Source organism: Pseudomonas sp. FYR_7, from assembly GCF_043106155.1.
GTDB lineage: Bacteria > Pseudomonadota > Gammaproteobacteria > Pseudomonadales > Pseudomonadaceae > Aquipseudomonas > Aquipseudomonas parafulva_B.
The window spans coordinates 21,263-38,904 of the sequence record NZ_JBICMI010000051.1; the positions used below are offsets into that span (position 1 = coordinate 21,263).

Annotated in this window: 15 protein-coding genes; 3 read left to right on the top strand and 12 right to left on the bottom strand. The window is 61.1% G+C overall.

The features are described from left to right. Positions 1-388: 388 nt before the first annotated feature. Positions 389-604, top strand: coding sequence for a ribosome modulation factor (gene rmf / locus ACF8R3_RS12950; protein ID WP_023533691.1), 216 nt, complete (start codon positions 389-391; stop codon positions 602-604). Between the two features lie 95 nt (positions 605-699). On the opposite strand, the gene ACF8R3_RS12955 is transcribed toward rmf, so the two are convergent. The 9 genes from ACF8R3_RS12955 to ppsA form a co-directional block, all read right to left on the bottom strand. Beyond that, complete coding sequence (locus ACF8R3_RS12955) at positions 700-1,725, bottom strand: quinone-dependent dihydroorotate dehydrogenase (RefSeq protein ID WP_058637637.1); 1,026 nt, start codon at positions 1,723-1,725, stop codon at positions 700-702. Between the two features lie 236 nt (positions 1,726-1,961). Then, positions 1,962-2,999 carry an OmpA family protein gene (locus tag ACF8R3_RS12960; RefSeq protein WP_023533705.1) on the bottom strand — a complete coding sequence of 346 codons (1,038 nt, stop codon included), beginning with the start codon at positions 2,997-2,999 and terminating at the stop codon, positions 1,962-1,964. Between the two features lie 110 nt (positions 3,000-3,109). Beyond that, the gene (gene sigX, locus ACF8R3_RS12965; protein WP_023533721.1) at positions 3,110-3,676 is read right to left on the bottom strand and encodes an RNA polymerase sigma factor SigX; all 567 of its coding nucleotides are present in this window, start codon (positions 3,674-3,676) and stop codon (positions 3,110-3,112) included. Between the two features lie 113 nt (positions 3,677-3,789). Next, positions 3,790-4,614: a mechanosensitive ion channel domain-containing protein gene (locus ACF8R3_RS12970; protein WP_058637638.1), complete on the bottom strand. Its 825-nt coding sequence runs from the start codon at positions 4,612-4,614 to the stop codon at positions 3,790-3,792. Between the two features lie 2 nt (positions 4,615-4,616). Then, positions 4,617-4,889 carry a hypothetical protein gene (locus ACF8R3_RS12975; protein ID WP_023533663.1) on the bottom strand — a complete coding sequence of 91 codons (273 nt, stop codon included), beginning with the start codon at positions 4,887-4,889 and terminating at the stop codon, positions 4,617-4,619. Positions 4,890-4,976: 87 nt separating this feature from the next. Further along, entirely contained in the window at positions 4,977-5,972 is a 996-nt protein-coding gene (locus ACF8R3_RS12980) for a zinc transporter ZntB (RefSeq protein ID WP_392515687.1), read from the bottom strand. A 27-nt stretch (positions 5,973-5,999) separates the two neighbouring features. Beyond that, a complete protein-coding gene (gene rraA / locus ACF8R3_RS12985; protein WP_058604522.1) occupies positions 6,000-6,491 on the bottom strand; it encodes a ribonuclease E activity regulator RraA in 492 nt (163 codons plus the stop codon). Positions 6,492-6,586: 95 nt separating this feature from the next. Continuing rightward, positions 6,587-7,579, bottom strand: a complete 993-nt coding sequence (locus ACF8R3_RS12990) for an alpha/beta fold hydrolase (RefSeq protein WP_230384527.1) — start codon at positions 7,577-7,579, stop codon at positions 6,587-6,589. A 103-nt stretch (positions 7,580-7,682) separates the two neighbouring features. Continuing rightward, positions 7,683-10,058, bottom strand: coding sequence for a phosphoenolpyruvate synthase (gene ppsA / locus ACF8R3_RS12995; protein WP_392515688.1), 2,376 nt, complete (start codon positions 10,056-10,058; stop codon positions 7,683-7,685). 177 nt (positions 10,059-10,235) lie between these two features. Here ppsA and ACF8R3_RS13000 point away from each other — a divergent pair, with 177 nt between their 5' ends. Then, positions 10,236-11,054: a pyruvate, water dikinase regulatory protein gene (locus ACF8R3_RS13000; RefSeq protein WP_027916539.1), complete on the top strand. Its 819-nt coding sequence runs from the start codon at positions 10,236-10,238 to the stop codon at positions 11,052-11,054. 119 nt (positions 11,055-11,173) lie between these two features. On the opposite strand, the gene ACF8R3_RS13005 is transcribed toward ACF8R3_RS13000, so the two are convergent. Together ACF8R3_RS13005 and ACF8R3_RS13010 are read right to left on the bottom strand one after the other, a co-directional pair. Beyond that, positions 11,174-16,039 (bottom strand): NAD-glutamate dehydrogenase, encoded by a 4,866-nt coding sequence (locus ACF8R3_RS13005; protein ID WP_196126923.1) that lies wholly within the window; start codon positions 16,037-16,039, stop codon positions 11,174-11,176. Positions 16,040-16,100: 61 nt separating this feature from the next. Then, complete coding sequence (locus tag ACF8R3_RS13010; protein ID WP_256675187.1) at positions 16,101-16,235, bottom strand: hypothetical protein; 135 nt, start codon at positions 16,233-16,235, stop codon at positions 16,101-16,103. A 77-nt stretch (positions 16,236-16,312) separates the two neighbouring features. Here ACF8R3_RS13010 and ACF8R3_RS13015 point away from each other — a divergent pair, with 77 nt between their 5' ends. Then, entirely contained in the window at positions 16,313-16,666 is a 354-nt protein-coding gene (locus ACF8R3_RS13015; RefSeq protein WP_078478249.1) for a hypothetical protein, read from the top strand. Positions 16,667-16,706: 40 nt separating this feature from the next. Here the strand turns inward: ACF8R3_RS13015 and ACF8R3_RS13020 are convergent, their stop codons facing one another. Continuing rightward, positions 16,707-17,612: a LysR family transcriptional regulator gene (locus ACF8R3_RS13020; RefSeq protein ID WP_145256370.1), complete on the bottom strand. Its 906-nt coding sequence runs from the start codon at positions 17,610-17,612 to the stop codon at positions 16,707-16,709. Positions 17,613-17,642 lie beyond the last annotated feature (30 nt).

Here is a 17,642-nt window from a genome sequence, read left to right on the forward strand (position 1 = left end):
GATCATCGAGCAGTACATAAAATTCTTGCGAAGCCGGGGCCGATGTGACCCTTCGTCGCATTTCGAGCTATTTCAAACGCATCGCAAGGGCGATGGCAAAATGGCGTCAAACTTCGACGAACCCTTGATTCTGCAGGCTTACAGCGGGAATAAGGATGAGTCGCATTTATTTACTTATCCCCTGACCCTTGGAAAGGTTACGTGCTTATGACAAATCGATCATTCCCACCGTCACCCGCATTGGTTAGAACTGAGCACAGGTCGCATCGCAACGAAGCGGCACTTCAGGCTCGCGACGCCGGCAGCGAGCCCACACCGGCAGAACGATTCTGCCCGGCCTCCAGGAGGCCGACGGGACATTACAGTCAACAAGTGAGGGCAACACCCTATGAGAAGACTTAAGCGTGATCCGTTGGAAAGAGCATTTTCACGTGGCTACCAATATGGAGTCACCGGCAAATCCCGGGAGCTTTGCCCCTTTACCCTGCCATCTGTTCGTCAAGCCTGGATCAATGGCTGGCGGGAGGGCCGCGGTGACAACTGGGACGGTATGACTGGCACCGCCGGTATCCACAGGCTCAACGAAAATCACGCCGTAGGCTGATAGAGGACATTTACCCGATTTACCAGGCACGCCCCACCAGGGCGTCGGGCTGAGGCCCAGGGGCCCCTTAAAGGGGCCCTTTTTTATTGGCGGGCTTACCGCTTGGGCATGGCGGCGATGGCGTCCACGGCTTCACGAATGAGTGCCGGCCCTTTATAGATGAAGCCTGAGTAAATCTGCACTAGGCTCGCACCTGCGGCGATTTTTTCTGCCGCATGCTTTCCTTCCGTGATGCCCCCAGCTGCGATGATCGGCAGCTTGCCGCCCATTTCACCGGCCAATACCTGGACGATACGCGTGCTTTTCTGGCGCACTGGCGCACCTGAGAGTCCGCCCGCTTCGCCGCCATAGGGCAGCGCCTCCACGCCCTCACGCCCGAGCGTGGTATTGGTCGCGATGACCGCGTCCATGCCTGACTCCACAAGCGCAGCGGCTACCAGTGCCGTTTCTTCATCGCTCATGTCAGGGGCAATCTTGATGGCCAAGGGAACGTGCCGGCCATGGCGCACGCTCAGCTGCGTCCGCCGCTCTGCCAAGGCATCGAGCAATTGCTTGAGCGAATCCCCGAACTGCAGGCTGCGCAGCCCCGGTGTGTTTGGAGAGCTGACATTGACCGTGACATAGCTGGCCGCGCTGTAGACCTTGTCCAGGCAGATCAGGTAGTCGTCCACCGCACGCTCGACGGGGGTGTCGAAGTTCTTGCCAATATTGATACCCAGCACACCCGTATAACGTGCAGCGCGAACACGGCCCAGCAGATGATCAACACCCAGGTTATTGAAACCCATGCGGTTGATGATGGCAGTTGCCTCTGGCAAGCGGAACAGGCGCGGTTTGGGGTTGCCCGGTTGCGGGCGAGGCGTGACGGTGCCGATCTCGACGAACCCGAAACCCAGCTGGGCGAAGCCGTCAATAGCCGTACCGTTCTTGTCCAGGCCAGCCGCCAGACCTACCGGATTTGCAAAATCAAGGCCCATGACCTTCACCGGCAATGAGGCCGGGCGCTTGCACAGCTTGCCGTTCACGCCAAGTCGGCCGCCGGCACCGATCAGGTCCAACGACAGATCATGAGAAGTTTCCGGTGACAGTTTGAACAGCAGCTGGCGGGCCAGGTTATACATGGGCAGACAAGACTCGGGGTGAGTGAGGGGGCGATTATAGCTATCGCTGACGGGACAGGACAGCCCGATGTTGGCCTGCAGGTTTGCTGCAGGTGAACGTATAGACAAATGTGTAGCAGGCAAACACTGCCTTGGTTGGGCCTTATACCAGTGCTTGCCTGCTAGACATCACGTGCTGTCAGGCAGGCAAAGAAAAACCCGGCCGAGGCCGGGTTTTTCATGAGGCTTCAAACCAATTACTTGGCCTGGGCTTCTACCTGAGCTTCAACGCGACGGTTGATAGCACGGCCTTCTTCGGTGGCGTTGTCAGCAACCGGACGGGTTTCGCCGTAGCCAACCGAATCAACACGGCTGGATTCTACGCCGTACTGCTGGGTCAGAACCTGCTTGACAGCGTTAGCACGACGCTCGGACAGCTTCTGGTTGTAAGCGTCTGGACCTACGGAGTCAGTGTGACCTTCAACCACGGTGGTGGTCTGTGGGTACTGCTTCATGAAGTCAGCCAGGTTCTTGATGTCGCCGTAGCTGTTTGGCTTAACGACCGACTTGTCGAAGTCGAACTTGACGTCCAGCTCAACGCGAACGACCTCGGCAACAGCCGGGCAGCCGTCGGCGTCAACAGTGACGTTAGCCGGGGTGTCTGGGCACTTGTCGACGTTGTCACAAACGCCGTCGTTGTCGGAGTCGGAGCAGACTTCAGCAACTGGAGCAGGTGCAGGAGCAGCCTGGTTCTTCGGGCTACCGCCGAAGTTCAGACCAACACCAACGCTTGGAGCCCACTCGGTGTCGCCCTGGTCGATGTTGTACTGAGCTTCAACGCCGGCACGGGCGTAGAACATGTCAGTGATGTACCACTTGGCGCCAGCGCCAACGTTGGCGAAGGTGGAGTGGTTACGACCACCGCGGCCGGTCTGGCCGATCGACTGGTGCGAGAAACCAGCGGAAACGTACGGACGGATGGCGTCGTACGGGTTGTTGAAGTGGTAAACGGCGTCCAGGGCAGTGTTGGAGCCCTTGATGTTCTTGCCGTCGTCGCCACGAGCGTTGTGGACTTCGTCGTAGCCCAGACGCAGTTCAACGTCGTCGGTCAGGAAGTAACCGATGGAGCCGCCGAACAGGTTACCGTCGTTTTTGAAGTCACGCTGGCTGTCGAAGAATTCTTTCTTGTAGAAGATTTCAGTTTCGACGGCGCCTTGGCCTTGTGCCATAGCGCCAATCGAGGTGGCGGCTACGAGCGAACCAATGGCCAAGCCCAAGGTGTTTTTCAGTTTCATCCGTTAAATCCCCATCTGGTGATAGTTAAGCAGTCCCACCAAAACCGGGGGGACAACTCGTCGGCGAGTCTAGCAGAACTCGCCGGTTCGTTAGAGATATTTGCTGGTCGTTAAGTTTCATCGAGACCGGCAAATTTCTCCCGAAGCTTGTCAAGCGCACGCTTGTAACGCATTTTTGTCGCGCTGAGCCCCATGTGCATGATGTCCGCGATCTCCTGAAACTCCAGTTCGGCGACGAATCGCAGCACCAGGATTTCCCGATCGATCGGGTTCACATGGACCAGCCACTTGTCCAGCCCGCCCTTTTCTTCAGCCTTGGGTGCCTTGTCCTCGGACGCCTCTTCGACGGGGTCCAGGCTCAGGGCATCCATCAACCTGCGCTTGCGGCGCTCCTTGCGGTACTGGGTGATGCATTCATTGTAGGTGATGCTGTAAAGCCAGGTCTTGAATTTGGATTTTCCCTCGAAATTCTTCAGGCCATAGAGCACTTTCAACATCACTTCCTGACAGACATCGTCCGCGTCTCGGTCGTTCCCCAAATAACGTGCACACACGTTGAACAGGGTTCGCTGGTAGCGACGCATGAGTTCCTCATACGCGCGGGTGACGTGGTACAGCTCCTCATGCGAGCGCGCCACCAACTCTTCGTCGGTGAGTTCGCGGGGGTCGTAGCGCATGGGCGGCGTGGGAACTTTATTCAAAACGGATCTGGCCGACAGTCAGGTCAATGTCGCCGCAAGTGCCCGGAGGGCCGTTTTTTGCGGCGGCATACATTAACAGCTTTGTTCGGTCAGCGGCTATTGACCCGCTGCTCGAGCAATTCCCGATTGGACAGGGAAACCAGCTCGTCATCGTCGGTGAGAATCACCGTCTTGACCGTGCCAATCTCCTCGATATGCCCTTCGACCTCGCCAATGCGCACCTGCTGGCCCACCTGGAACAACTCGCGGACATAGATGCCGGCCAGGATTTGACCCGCGATTTCGCGGCTACCCAGGCCCATGGCCAGCGCAACGGCCAGACCAACGGTAATCAGGCCGATGACGATCACATGGTTGAGCAGGTCGGTCTTGACCTCCAGTTGGCTGATTGCCACCGAAATGCTGATGATGATCACCAGGCCCTGAACGATGCGTCCAAGCCCTGCGGCGTACTCAAGCCCTACGCCTTCGGCGGCGCCGCGCACCAGGCCGTTGGCCACCTGCGCCAGAAGAACGCCCGCGAGCAATACCAACGCGGCACCGAATACCTTGGGCAGGTACAAGGCCAGCATGTCGAGCGTGGCGGAGACACGCTCCAGGCCCAGCGACTCGGCGGCCGACACCAGGAAGATCAGCAGCACGAACCAGTAGACGATCTTGCCGATCAGCGTGGAAATCGGTACCTGAATGCCAACGCGGCCCAGCATCTTGGTCAGCCCCGTACCAGCCATCAGGCGATCGAGGCCAAGCTTGGCCAGCAGTTTGGAGAGCAAGGTATCGAGCAGTTTGGCTACCACGAAGCCCAGCAGCACCACGACTAACGCGCCGAACAGGTTGGGGATGAAGTTCGCCACCTTGGTCCATAGGGCGGTCATGGCGGTGACCAGGCTCTGGGTCCAGAGATCGAGTTCCATATTCAGTCGGCCTTATCAGCTTTGCTGCCAGCGGCAGCGTTGCGGGAAGAATGTCTACGCACCGGCGCGACGTGCGCCGAGCCATTGTTGATGGCGATCATCAGCGCCTGGCTCCAACGGCCAAGCAAGCTGAACAGATCACCGGCGCCAACCTGGCGGTTGGCGGTCTTGAGCACGCGACCCAGGCAGGCGGCATCATCCTGGTCATGGCGGTCATTGCCGGACGGGGATGCCTTGAGCAGGTCACGCAGGGATTGTTCAAACGGATCGTGCATGGGCACCTCGCGTAGTATCAGCAAGAGACGAGACGGCTTGGCGACGGGTCACACCTTGCGTCGACCAGGCCGCCGGCGCGCCGGTGGCTACACCCACTGCAAGCGCCGGAACAACCACCATTGCCCTGCTGCCAGCCCTATTACCACCAGGCACGCCAGGAGAAACCCATAAGGGTTCTGCGCCCCAGGAATGCCACCCACGTTGATGCCCAGCAACCCGGTGATGAAGCTCATTGGCAAAAAGATGCAGGTGATGATGCCGAACCGGTACATGGTGCGGTTCATGCGTTCGCTGCGGCGGCGGTCTTCGCTCTCGAGCACCAGTGCCGCACGTTCGCGGGTGAGTTCGAGTTCCTCGAGGTAGCGGATCAGGCTGTTGTTCAGCTCGTTCCAGTAATCGGCGTCGACCTCGGCAAACCAGCTCCACTTGCTGCGTGAAAGATGTGCATAGATGTCGCGCTGCGGGGCCAAAAAACGTCGCAGCCCGGCCGCGCGGCGGCGGATCTGTTGCAAGCTGCCCTGATCAGGCTGGTGCCGCTCGTCAGCCTCTACCTTTTCTTCTTCGACATCGACCAGCTCGGACAGGTCGCTGACCAATCCCTGGACTTTCTCGGTCAGCAGCTCGCCCATCAGCAACAGCAGCTCGGAAGCGGTCTTGGGCCCCCTGCCCTGCTCCAGCTGCAGCAGGATTTCGTCGCTGGCCCTGAGCGGGCGCAAGCGCAGCGAAATCACGCGCTGGGCCTGGGCGAAGATGCGTACCGAAACCATGTCTTCAGGCTCGGCGCCAGGGTTGAGGTTGACCCCGCGCAAAAAGAGCAACAATTGCTCGTCGGCCATCGGCAGCAAGCGCGGCCGCGTGTTCTCTTCAAGCAACAGCTCACAGGCGAATTCACTGAGACCACTTTCGCTAAGCAGCCAAGACCGGGTTTGGGGATGACTGCGATCCCAGTGCAACCAGAGGCTTTGCTCTGGCTGCAGTTGCAAGTCGCCCAGCTCGGTTCGGGCGATGGCGCGTGCCCCGCCCTTGCCGTCGAGCACCAGGGCATGCACCAGCCCCCACTGCGCGTTGTCTTCCTCGAACATCAAAGCTCCATCAGCGCCTGCGGCGCGTCACTCCGGCATCTGCAGCGGGCTTGGCGAGACCAGCACGCCGTTGTTGTCGGCGTAGACGTATTCACCGGGCCTGAAGGTAACGCCCGCGAAATTCACCACGACGTTGAGGTCGCCAATGCCACGCTTGTCGGTCTTGAGCGGGTGACTGGCCAGCGCCTGTACACCTACGTTGGTCTGGATCAGTGCATCGACGTCGCGTACGCAGCCGTAGATCACCAAGCCTTCCCAGCCGTTTTTAGCCGCTTTCTCGGCGAGCATGTCGCCCAACAGGGCGCGACGCAGCGAACCGCCGCCGTCGACCACCAACACCTTGCCCCGGCCATCGAGCTCGACCTGCTCACGCACGAGCGAGTTGTCCTCGAAGCACTTGATGGTGACGATCTGGCCGCCGAACGAATCACGGCCACCAAAGTTGCTGAACATCGGCTCCAGCACCTGCACGAGGTCCGGGTAGGCGTCACACAGGTCGGGCGTTACGTAATGCTGCATGGCAAGCTCCTGTCAGTCATAACGAAAGCGATTGTGGGCCAAGGCTACACCTTGGAGCACACCGCAGTCACCCGAGACCGCTCGGTCAGCGCCTTTCATACAGCTGGCACAAGCGCCAAGGCCTCGATGGAGGCATGCACCGGCAACCCGGGCTCACGTAACCAGCGTTCTACCAGCGGCCATACCTGCACGTGAGCAGCCTGGCTGGCCAGCATGTCCGCATGGCCAAAGGCTTCGAAGCCCGCCCCAGGCCCAAGGCAGAGGAACTGCTTGCGTGCACCCCCGAATTGCTCGAACAACATGCGGCAGGCCCACGGTGGGCTCTGCGGGTCGGCCGCGGCGGCCACGGCAAGCGTCGGCACGTCGACTTGCGCAAGGCCTGCCCACCAATCACCCTGCTTGTCGCCAAAACGCCCAAACAAGCCGTGCCAGCGCATGTGTTCAAAGGCAAGGCCGACGGGTTCATCCTCTGGGCCGCGCCCAAAGCGCGCGCCAGACAGGTGCCCCCAGCGGCGAAGCAGCCAGCGCACGCCCCACACCACCGGAGGCACTTTCAACGGCCAGTAACTGCGGCTTACCTGGGAACCGAACAGCGCCACGCCCGCTACATGCTGCGCAGCCAATGCGCCACTACCCAGGGCGACCGCCAGCGTGGTGCCGCCCAACGAATGCCCGATCCACAGGGGCGCCCTGCCTGCTTTCTCATGCACGAAGGCACCGATGGCCGGCACGTCATCACGCGCATAGGCAGCCACCGTGTTCTGTGCCCAATCCCGATTGCGCGGCGACAGCCCGTGCCCCCGCATCTCGGGAATCCACACATCGAAGCCGGCCCGGGCCAGGTAAGCCCCGAGGCCACCCCCCTTGGGTGAATACCAGAAACGCCGATTGGAAAAGCTGCCATGCAGCAGGATGACCGGGATACCCTGGGCGCTGCTCTGATCAGCCAGGCCCAGGCGAGTCACGGCCAGCTCCACGCTGGGATCGGGACCCAGGCCGGCCTTGATGCGATAGACATCTTCACTGAGGTCGCCGCGACGCTCGGCACTGAGCAAGGCGACGGGAAATAATGTACTGCTGCTTTGCATAGGTCGGTTGCTTGTCGCACAAAAAAGGGCGAAATCCATCGCTGGAACTCGCCCTGGAAAAAACCAGGCGAGGAGCGCCAGACGCCCCTCGCATTTTTCGGTATCAGGTCGCGCTTTGGCCTTCGGCCAAGTAGAACCAGGTTTCAAGCACCGAGTCCGGGTTCAGCGACACGCTGTCGATGCCCTGCTCCATCAGCCATTTGGCCAGGTCTGGGTGGTCCGAAGGGCCCTGACCGCAAATGCCGATGTACTTGCCGGCCTTGTTGCACGCTGCGATGGCGTTGGCCAGCAGCTTCTTGACCGCAGGATTTCGCTCATCGAACAGGTGGGCAATGATGCCCGAATCACGGTCCAGACCCAACGTCAGCTGAGTCAGGTCGTTCGACCCGATCGAGAAACCGTCGAAGTATTCGAGGAACTCGTCGGCCAGGATGGCGTTGGACGGCAGTTCGCACATCATGATGACGCGCAGACCGTTGTCGCCACGGGCCAGGCCGTTTTCAGCCAGCAGGTCGACGACTTGGCTGGCCTCACCGAGGGTACGCACGAACGGCACCATGATTTCGACGTTGGTCAGGCCCATTTCATTACGCACGCGCTTGAGGGCGCGGCATTCGAGCTCGAAACAATCGCGGAACGCTTCGCTGATATAGCGCGAGGCCCCACGGAAGCCCAGCATCGGGTTTTCTTCTTCCGGCTCGTACAGCTTGCCGCCGATCAGGTTGGCGTACTCATTGGACTTGAAGTCCGACAGGCGCACGATCACTTTCTTGGGATAGAACGCCGCTGCCAGGGTGCTGATGCCTTCGACCAGCTTCTCCACGTAGAAGCCGACTGGGTCGTCGTAGCCAGCGATGCGCTTGTCGACGCTGTCCTTCAGGTCGGCCGGCAGGCCGGCGTAGTTGAGCAAAGCCTTGGGGTGCACGCCAATCATGCGATTGATGATGAATTCCAGGCGCGCCAGGCCTACACCGGCGTTGGGCAACTGGGCGAAGTCGAAGGCGCGGTCCGGGTTGCCGACGTTCATCATGATCTTGAACGGCAGCTCGGGCATGGCGTCCACCGAGTTCTGCTTGATGTCGAAGCCCAGTTCACCCTCGAAGATGAAGCCTGTATCGCCTTCGGCGCAGGAGACGGTCACGCCCTGGCCATCCTTGAGAATCTGGGTAGCGTTGCCGCAACCGACAACCGCCGGGATACCCAGCTCACGAGCGATGATGGCCGCATGGCAGGTGCGCCCGCCACGGTTAGTGACGATGGCGCTGGCACGTTTCATGACCGGCTCCCAGTCCGGGTCGGTCATGTCCGAGACCAGCACGTCGCCTGGCTGCACCTTGTCCATCTCGGACACGTCGTTGATCACGCGGACCTTGCCGGCGCCTATGCGCTGGCCGATGGCGCGGCCCTCGACCAGCACCGTGCCTTTTTCCTTGAGCAGGTAACGCTCCATGACGTTGGCGCTGGCGCGGCTCTTCACCGTTTCAGGGCGGGCCTGGACGATGTAGAGCCTGCCATCGTCACCGTCCTTGGCCCACTCGATGTCCATCGGGCGCTGGTAATGCTGCTCGATGATCATCGCCTGCTTGGCCAGCTCAACGACCTCCTCGTCGGTCAGGCAGAAGCGGGCACGCTCGGCGCGATCGACTTCGACCGTCTTGACCGAACGGCCGGCCTTGGCTTCTTCGCCATAGACCATCTTGATCGCCTTGCTGCCCAGGTTGCGGCGCAGGATGGCGGGGCGGCCGGCTTGCAGGGTGTGCTTGTGCACGTAGAATTCATCGGGGTTGACTGCACCCTGGACCACGGTTTCACCCAGGCCGTAGGCACCGGTGATGAACACGACATCCCGGAAACCCGACTCGGTGTCGAGGGTAAACATGACGCCGGCGGTACCAGTTTCGGAGCGAACCATGCGCTGCACACCGGCCGACAGGGCGACCAGCTTGTGGTCGAAGCCCTGGTGCACACGGTAGGAGATGGCACGGTCGTTGAACAGCGAGGCGAACACTTCCTTCGCCGCACGGATCACGTTGTCCACGCCGCGGATGTTGAGGAAGGTTTCCTGCTGGCCGGCGAACGAGGCGTCCGGCAGGTCTTCGGCGGTGGCCGAAGAGCGCACGGCCACGGCCATGTTGTCGTTGCCATTGGCCATTTCGGCGAAGGCGGTGCGGATCTCGGCATCCAGACGCGCCGGGAACTCGGCTTCCATCACCCACTGGCGAATCTGCGCGCCGGTCTTGGCAAGGGCGTTGACATCGTCCACGTCCAGGGCGTCGAGCGCCTTATGGATGCGGTCGTTGAGCCCACTTTGCTCGAGGAAATCACGGTACGCCTGAGCCGTAGTGGCAAAGCCGCCCGGCACGGACACGCCGGCACCGGCAAGATTGCTGATCATCTCGCCCAGGGATGCGTTCTTGCCCCCCACATGCTCTACATCATGGACGCCGAGCTTTTCGAGGGAAACTACGTACTCTACCAAGGTGATCTCTCCACTAGCTGTATTGGAAAAGCTCAACGGCGCCCGCCTGTCTTCGTGACTGGGCCGGACGCATGTGGCCTGTACCTGGAAAATAAGTGAGAATGCCGACAGCCGCATTCGGCAAAGCGAACTTATCATAATCAAGAAACGTCATCATCACTAAGGCCCCGATCGCAAATGAAACGAACCGCGTTCTTCATCTCCGACGGCACCGGCATCACTGCCGAGACCCTGGGCCAGAGCCTGCTCGCGCAGTTCGAGAGCATTCCTTTCAGCAAATTCACCCGGCCTTACATCGACTCTCCTGAAAAAGCGCGCAACATGGTCCAGCAGATCAATGCGGCCGCCGAGCGCGACGGCATGCGACCGATCATCTTCGACACCATCGTCAATCAGGACATCCGCGAGATCCTGGCCACCTCCAATGGGTTCATGATCGACATCTTCTCCTCGTTCCTGTCACCGCTGGAGCAGGAGCTGACCGCCCATTCCTCGTATTCGGTGGGCAAATCCCACTCCATTGGTGGCAACTCCAACTACATGGAGCGCATCGAGGCGGTGAACTTCGCCCTGGACAACGATGACGGCGCCCGCACCCATTACTACGACAAGGCTGACCTGATCCTGGTGGGTGTATCCCGTTGCGGCAAGACGCCGACGTGCCTGTACATGGCCATGCAATTCGGCATCCGCGCGGCCAATTACCCGTTGACCGAAGACGACATGGAGCGCCTGCAACTGCCGGCGGTATTGAAAAAGCACCACAGCAAGCTGTTCGGCCTGACCATCGACCCCGACCGGCTGACCGCCATTCGCCACGAGCGCAAGCCCAACAGCCGTTATTCGAGCTTTGCCCAGTGCGAATTCGAGGTGCGTGAAGTCGAGAGCCTGTTCCGCCGTGAGAACATTCCCAATATCAATTCCACGCATTTTTCGGTGGAAGAGATCTCGGCCAAGATTCTGGTCGAGAAGGGTGTAGAGCGGCGTTTCAAATGACGCAGTAGTGGGGGTTTGCCTGATGATGTCGTGGAGTTTGAGCTTCAATATCGTGAACAGCATCCAACAATAAAAAAGCCCCGGCATCACTGCCGGGGCTTTTTCAGTTCAGCATTGACTCAAGACGGCATCACAGTCGCCTGTCCGCTCATGGCCAGATCGACCAGTTCGCGGTTGGCCACTGCATACATCGCGTAGTCATGGCCCGAAGCGCTGCGCAGGTCATCGAGCATGGCGCGCCAGCGTTCCACCATCACCCGATGCTGCTCGGCCCATAGCGCGACCCGTGCATCCATGTCCTGCGGAGCATCGGCCATCTGCAATACCGAGATGGTGATCGCGCGTTGTTGCAGGTCGATGTCGTCGCGGAAGGCTTCCCGGGCCAGGGCCTGCCAGTTGTTCTCCACCGGCAGATTGCTGATTTCCTGCAAGTACCAGGTCAGGTCAAGCGCGCTGCCCACGGCGAAGAACGCCTTGGCCACCTGCGCTGGCTCGTGACCTGTCACATCAGCTGCCTCGATGATCGGCAGCAAGGTGTACAGATGGCTGGTGCCCGCCACCATACGTGCCAACAGCTCTGGCACCCCCGCTTCGACGAAGCTCTGGTAACGCACCATCCAGCGTTCGCGGGTTGGGCCTTCGAGCAATTCGTCGAGCTTGAGCCCAAGCTGGGCGATCTTCGGCCCGAAGTGGGCGCAATCACGGCCAGCGTCCTGCTCATTGCGACGGCTGCGCAGGAACCAGCGCGTGGCACGGCGGCCCAGGCGCATCAGTTCGTCCATCAGGGTCAGCTGGATCTCGGCAGGAACCTGGTAGTCCAGTGCCTCGATCTGACGGAACCAGTGCGGCAGGTGGAAGATGTCGCGCACGATCACGTAGGCCCCGGCCACGTTGGCAGGGCTCATGCCGGTCGATTCCTTCAACCGCTGCACGAAGGTGATGCCCATGTTGTTGACCAGGTCGTTGGCGATCTGGGTGCTGACGATCTCGCGCTTGAGGCGGTGGCGGCGCATGGAGTCGGCGAACTTGCTGACCAGCGACGGCGGGAACGCGGTTTCCATGTCGCGGGTCAGGTAGTCGTCGTCCGGCACCTGGGACTTGAGCAGCTGCTCTTTCAAGTCGATCTTGCTGTAGGAGATCAGCACCGAGAGCTCTGCACGGGTCAGGCCCTGGCCTGCGGCGAGGCGCTCGGCCAGCTGTTCCTCTGAAGGCAGGAACTCGATGGCCCGGTCAAGCTTGCCGCGGGCCTCGAGGTCGGCCATCAGGCGCTTGTACTCGGCAATGCGCTCGCGCACGCGGCGCGCTGCCAGCGACAGCGCCTGGGTCTGCTTGTAGTTGTTGCCCAGCACCAGGCCAGACACTTCCTCGGTCATGCTACCGAGCAACTGGTTGCGCTGCTTCTCGGTCATGTCGCCACCCTGCACCACCTCGTTGAGCAGGATCTTGATGTTGACCTCGTGGTCGGAGCAGTCCACGCCGCCGGCGTTGTCGATGAAGTCGGTGTTGGTGGCGCCGCCGTGCAGGCCGAATTCCACCCGGCCAAGCTGGGTCATGCCCAGGTTGCCGCCCTCGCCTACCACCTTGCAGCGCAGCTCGTTGCCGTTGACACGCAAGGCGTCGTTGGCCTTGTCGCCCACATCGGCGTGGCTTTCGCCACTGGCCTTGACGTAGGTGCCGATGCCACCGTTCCAGAGCAGGTCCACAGGCGCCTTGAGCAGGGCATTGAGCAGCTCGGTGGGCGTCAGGCGGTCGGCCTCGATGGCAAAGCGTTCCTTCATCTGCGCCGTAATGGCGATGCTCTTGGCGCTACGCGGGAAAATGCCGCCGCCTTCGGACATGATGCTGGTGTCGTAGTCGGTCCATGCCGAACGTGGCAAGTCGAACAGGCGCTTGCGCTCGGCAAAGCTGGAGGCCGGCTCCGGGTTGGGGTCGATGAAGATATGCAGGTGGTTGAAGGCCGCTACCAGCTGCAGCTTGTCGGACATCAACAGGCCGTTACCGAAGACGTCGCCTGCCATGTCGCCCACCCCAATCACGGTGATCGGGTCTTCTTGCACATTGATGCCGCGCTCACGGAAGTGACGCTGGACGCCAACCCAGGCCCCACGTGCGGTGATGCCCATTTTCTTGTGGTCGTAGCCTGCCGAGCCACCCGATGCGAAGGCATCACCCAGCCAGAAACCATAGTCGATGGCGATGCCGTTGGCGATGTCCGAGAATGTGGCCGTGCCTTTGTCGGCCGCCACCACCAGGTACGGGTCGTCATCGTCGTGACGCACCACGCCAACCGGCGGTACTACGCCACCGTCCTTGAGGTTGTCGGTAATGTCGAGCAATCCCGAGATGAAGATGCGGTAGCACGCTACGCCCTCTGCCGCGATCTCGTCTCGCGTGCCGCCCAGTGGCAGGCGCCGTGGCAGGAAACCACCCTTGGCGCCGACCGGCACGATTACCGAGTTCTTCACCTGCTGCGCCTTGACCAGGCCCAGCACCTCGGTGCGATAGTCTTCCTCGCGGTCCGACCAGCGCAGGCCGCCGCGCGCAACGTTGCCAAAGCGCAGGTGCACCCCCTCGACCCGGGGTGAATAGACGAAGATCTCGAACTTGGGTACCGGCTTGGGCAGTTCGGGCACAAGCTTGGGGTTGAACTTGAAGCTGAAATACGACTTGTTCTGACCGTTGGCATCGAGCTGATAGAAGTTGGTGCGCAGGGTGGCCTTGATCAGGTCCAGGTAGCGACGCAGGATGCGGTCCTCGTTGAGTACCTGCACCTCGTCCAGCGCATTGAGGATCGCTTGCTCAAGCCGCTGCTGCTTGTCCTCCAGGTCATCCTGGGTCAGCTTGCGGGCCAGGTAGAAACGCGTCTTGAACAGGCGGGTCAGCTCGCGCGCGATGTCGGTATGGTTGTTCAGCGTGCTGGCAATGTAGCCCAGGTCGAAGCCCAGGCGAATTTGTTTCAGGTAGCGTGCATAGGCACGCAGCAACGCCACGTCACGCCATGGCAGGCCCGCTGTGAGCACCAGGCGGTTGAAGGCATCGTTTTCGGCATCGCCGCCGACGATGTGGATGAACGCATCCTGGAAGGTGTCATTGAGCTCTTGAATGTTCAAGCTCAGGCCTTCGCTGTAGGTGAAGGCGAAGTCGTGAATCCAGTATTCGCGGCCATTGGCGTGGCGCAGGCGATACGGGAACTCGCCCAGCACGCGCAGGCCGAGGTTTTCGAGGATTGGCAGCACGTCCGACAGCGCCAGGGGGGTGTCGGCGTGGTACAGCTTGCAGTGCAGGGTGCGCTCGCCAACCCGCGTCAGCGGCTGGTAGAAACTCATGGCCAGTGGCTTGCTTTCCGACAGGGCCAGCACATGCTGTAGGTCCACCACGGCCGAATGGGCGGCGAAGCGCTCGCGGTAGCCGGCTGGGAAGCCTTTGGGGAAATCGGCCAGGATGTTGGTGCCTTGGGCCTCGCCGAAGTTCTCCACGACCAACGCCGAGAAATCGTCCTGCCAGGAGCGGCAGGCCTGGATGACCTCACGCTCGAGCTGCTGTGGGTCGATGTCGATGCGGTTCTTCGGGTCCACCCGCAGAATCAGCTGCACACGGGCCAGTACCGACTCGGAGAAGAAGGTCCAGAATTCGCAATCGCTGGCCTTCAGGCGCTCCATCAACACCTGCTGGATTTTCTGGCGAACCTCGGTGGAATAGATTTCACGCGGTACATAGGCCAGGCAATAGCAGAAGCGTCCGTACGGGTCCTTGCGCAGGAAGACGCGAATTTTGTTGCGCTCCTGAATCTGCACGATGGACATGACCGTGCTGAACAGCTCATCCACCGGGGTCTGGAACAGGTCGTCGCGCGGCAGCACTTCGAGCACCTGCGCCAGTTCCTTGCCCAGGTGAGCCTTGGTATCGAAGCCGGAACGGCGCTCGACTTCAGCGACCTTGACCCGGATGTAAGGGATGGCATGAACGCTTTCGCCGTACACCGTGGAGGTGTACAGGCCCATGAAGCGGTGTTCCTTGAGCACGTTACCCGAGGCATCGAGCTGGCGGATGGACACGTAATCAGGGTAGCCCGGGCGGTGTACGCGGCTTGGCAGCGCAGCCTTGGCGAAGGAGAGCAGCAGTGGCTCGGCCAGGTAGGCCACGGCGTAATCTTCGATGCGCAACTCTTCAGGGGTCAAGCCAACGCGCAGGCGACGCGGCAGGCCAAGGAACGACTGCTCGTCGTAGACCATCTGCCCGCCGGCCTGATCGGCCTGGACGGTGAACTCTTCATAGCCCAGGAAGGTGAAGTGGTTGTCCAACAACCACTCAAGGAATGCCTTGACCTCGCCCTTTTCATGCTGAGCCGGCCCGTACGGGGTCTGCTCGACCAGCGCCACGACCTCCCGCAGCTTGTCCTTCATCGGTTCGAAATCATCGACCGCCACGCGGACCTCGGCCAGCACCTGCTCGATTTCCCGGGCCAGCACGCTCAACTCCGCAGCGTTGGCGCAGCGGTCGATTTCCAGGTACATCAGCGACTCGTGCCCCACCCCTTCACCGTGGGTGCCCTTGGGCAGCAGTTCCAGCAACTCGCCGTTGGCGTTGCGGCGCACGCTCAATACCGTGGTCTGCAGGGTATGAATGCTGTAACCGCGGCGATTGAGCTCAGTGCGGACCGAGTCCACCAGAAACGGCAGGTCATGGTGCAGCACCTCGACGACCGTGTGGGTCGACTGCCAGCCGTTGCGCTCGTAATCGGGGTTGTACACGCGCACCTGCGGGTGCTCGGGGTCGAAACGCTCGACGATGCGCCAGGCCGAGAGGGTGCAGCCCGCCAGGTCGGAAAGCCTGCGCTGGGTGAGTTCGTCCAGAGAGATGATGCCGAAGAACTGCTCGGCGAACAGCGCCACTTGTGGCAGGGACTGTTCGCTGATGTGCTGCGCCAGGGCCGCTTGCAGTTGATGCTGGAAGTCGGCTTTGCTGGCCGCGGTGAAGAACGCCATCTGTGGTACTCCGCTTGGGCTTTGTAATAGTTGAAGCGTCGCTGCGTGCGCCGTGCCGGGGTCAACGATAGACGATTGCAGGCAGGGCGAACGATGAAAACCAGGCGTTGAGCGTGTGCATGCACGCCCAGGACTGGGCGAAGCTTAACGACTGACCGGTCATCAAGGCTTGCAGCGCTGCGACAATTTCGTTCAAGGGGCGGTAACTTTACGTTTATGCATGTAAGCAAGACTGTCAGAATTCCCTTCCGTTTCCTTAGATCCGAGCTTGCCATGCAAATCGACACCGCCGTGCTGTTCGCCACCCCCTGCGATGAAGAGGAGGACAACATGGCAACCCTGTGCTGCCACAGTGACAAAGGTCAGATGTTCTTGCTGACCCGCTACCCTGACGAAGACACGGTTGATCTGACCCTGGACGATGAGCCCTCGACCCTGGACGGCTTGAAAGTGACCTTGAAGGCAACGAGCCTGTTGATCGAAGTGGCAGCAGGTGACCGGGACGCCTTGCGCGGTGATGAGGTGCTTCAGATCAACCTGACCGGCACGCTGAGCGACCTGGACGAGATCAGGCAAACCTTGGAGAACATCCTGAGCGGCACCGGCACTTTCGTCTGCGAGCTTTGATCCGTCGATCACTGGGCAGGCTTGCCGCGTGCCACGGGGGCTAAGCCAGGGCGCGCTGCATCGCCTGCGCCTGCTCGCGCAGTGTCTGGCAGAACGGCTCGACTGCCGCCGAGGCCGGTCGATGGTCTGGCCTGACCAGCATCACCTGGTAGGCGATCGAGATGTCCAGCGGCCTGATGGTTAAGCCACTCTGAGCGGCCTCCAGCCCGCTCAGGGGGTTGATGATGGCTACGCCCAGGCCCTGCCTGACCATGGCGCACACCGAGGCGGCGCTGGTGGTCTCGATGACCGTGCGACGGTTCACTCCAGCCGCGCGAAAATGGTGGTCCAGACGCTGGCGATAGGTGTCCAGGCTGGCCAGGTTGATGAAATCGACCTCATGGAAATCCGCCAGGCTCAGCCGTGACCTGGCCTGCAACGGGTGTTGCTCAGGCAGCACGCAGACCATGTTGGCGCTGAACAGCAATTCCCCGCTCGCCCCGCGGGGTATCTGCGCGACCTCCGTCAGGCCCAGGTCATGCTGCTGGGTGGCCAGGGACTCCTCCAGCAGCGGCGACTCCTGGGCTTTGATGCTCACGCTCACCCCAGGGTGCTGCTTATGAAAACGCTGGCAGACCTTGGGCAGCAGGGTCTGCGAAAACAACGGCAGGCAGGTGACGGCCAACTGGCCCTGCTGGAAGTTGCGAATGGCCTGGGCACAACGCTCGATGCGCTCAAGCCCCACATACGCCCGCTCTACCTCCTCGATCAGCAGCAACGCCTGGGCGGTGGCTTCCAACCGACCGGCCGTGCGTTCGAACAGATGCAGGCCCGTCACGTGCTCCAACCGCGCCAGCTCACGGCTGATGGTCGGCTGCGAGGTGAACAACAGACGCGCCGCGCCTGTGACGCTACCTGAGGCCATGATGGCGCGGAACACTTCGATGTGGCGGGCGGAGAGTTTCATGGGAGCACCGACTGCATTCTCAGGGCATAT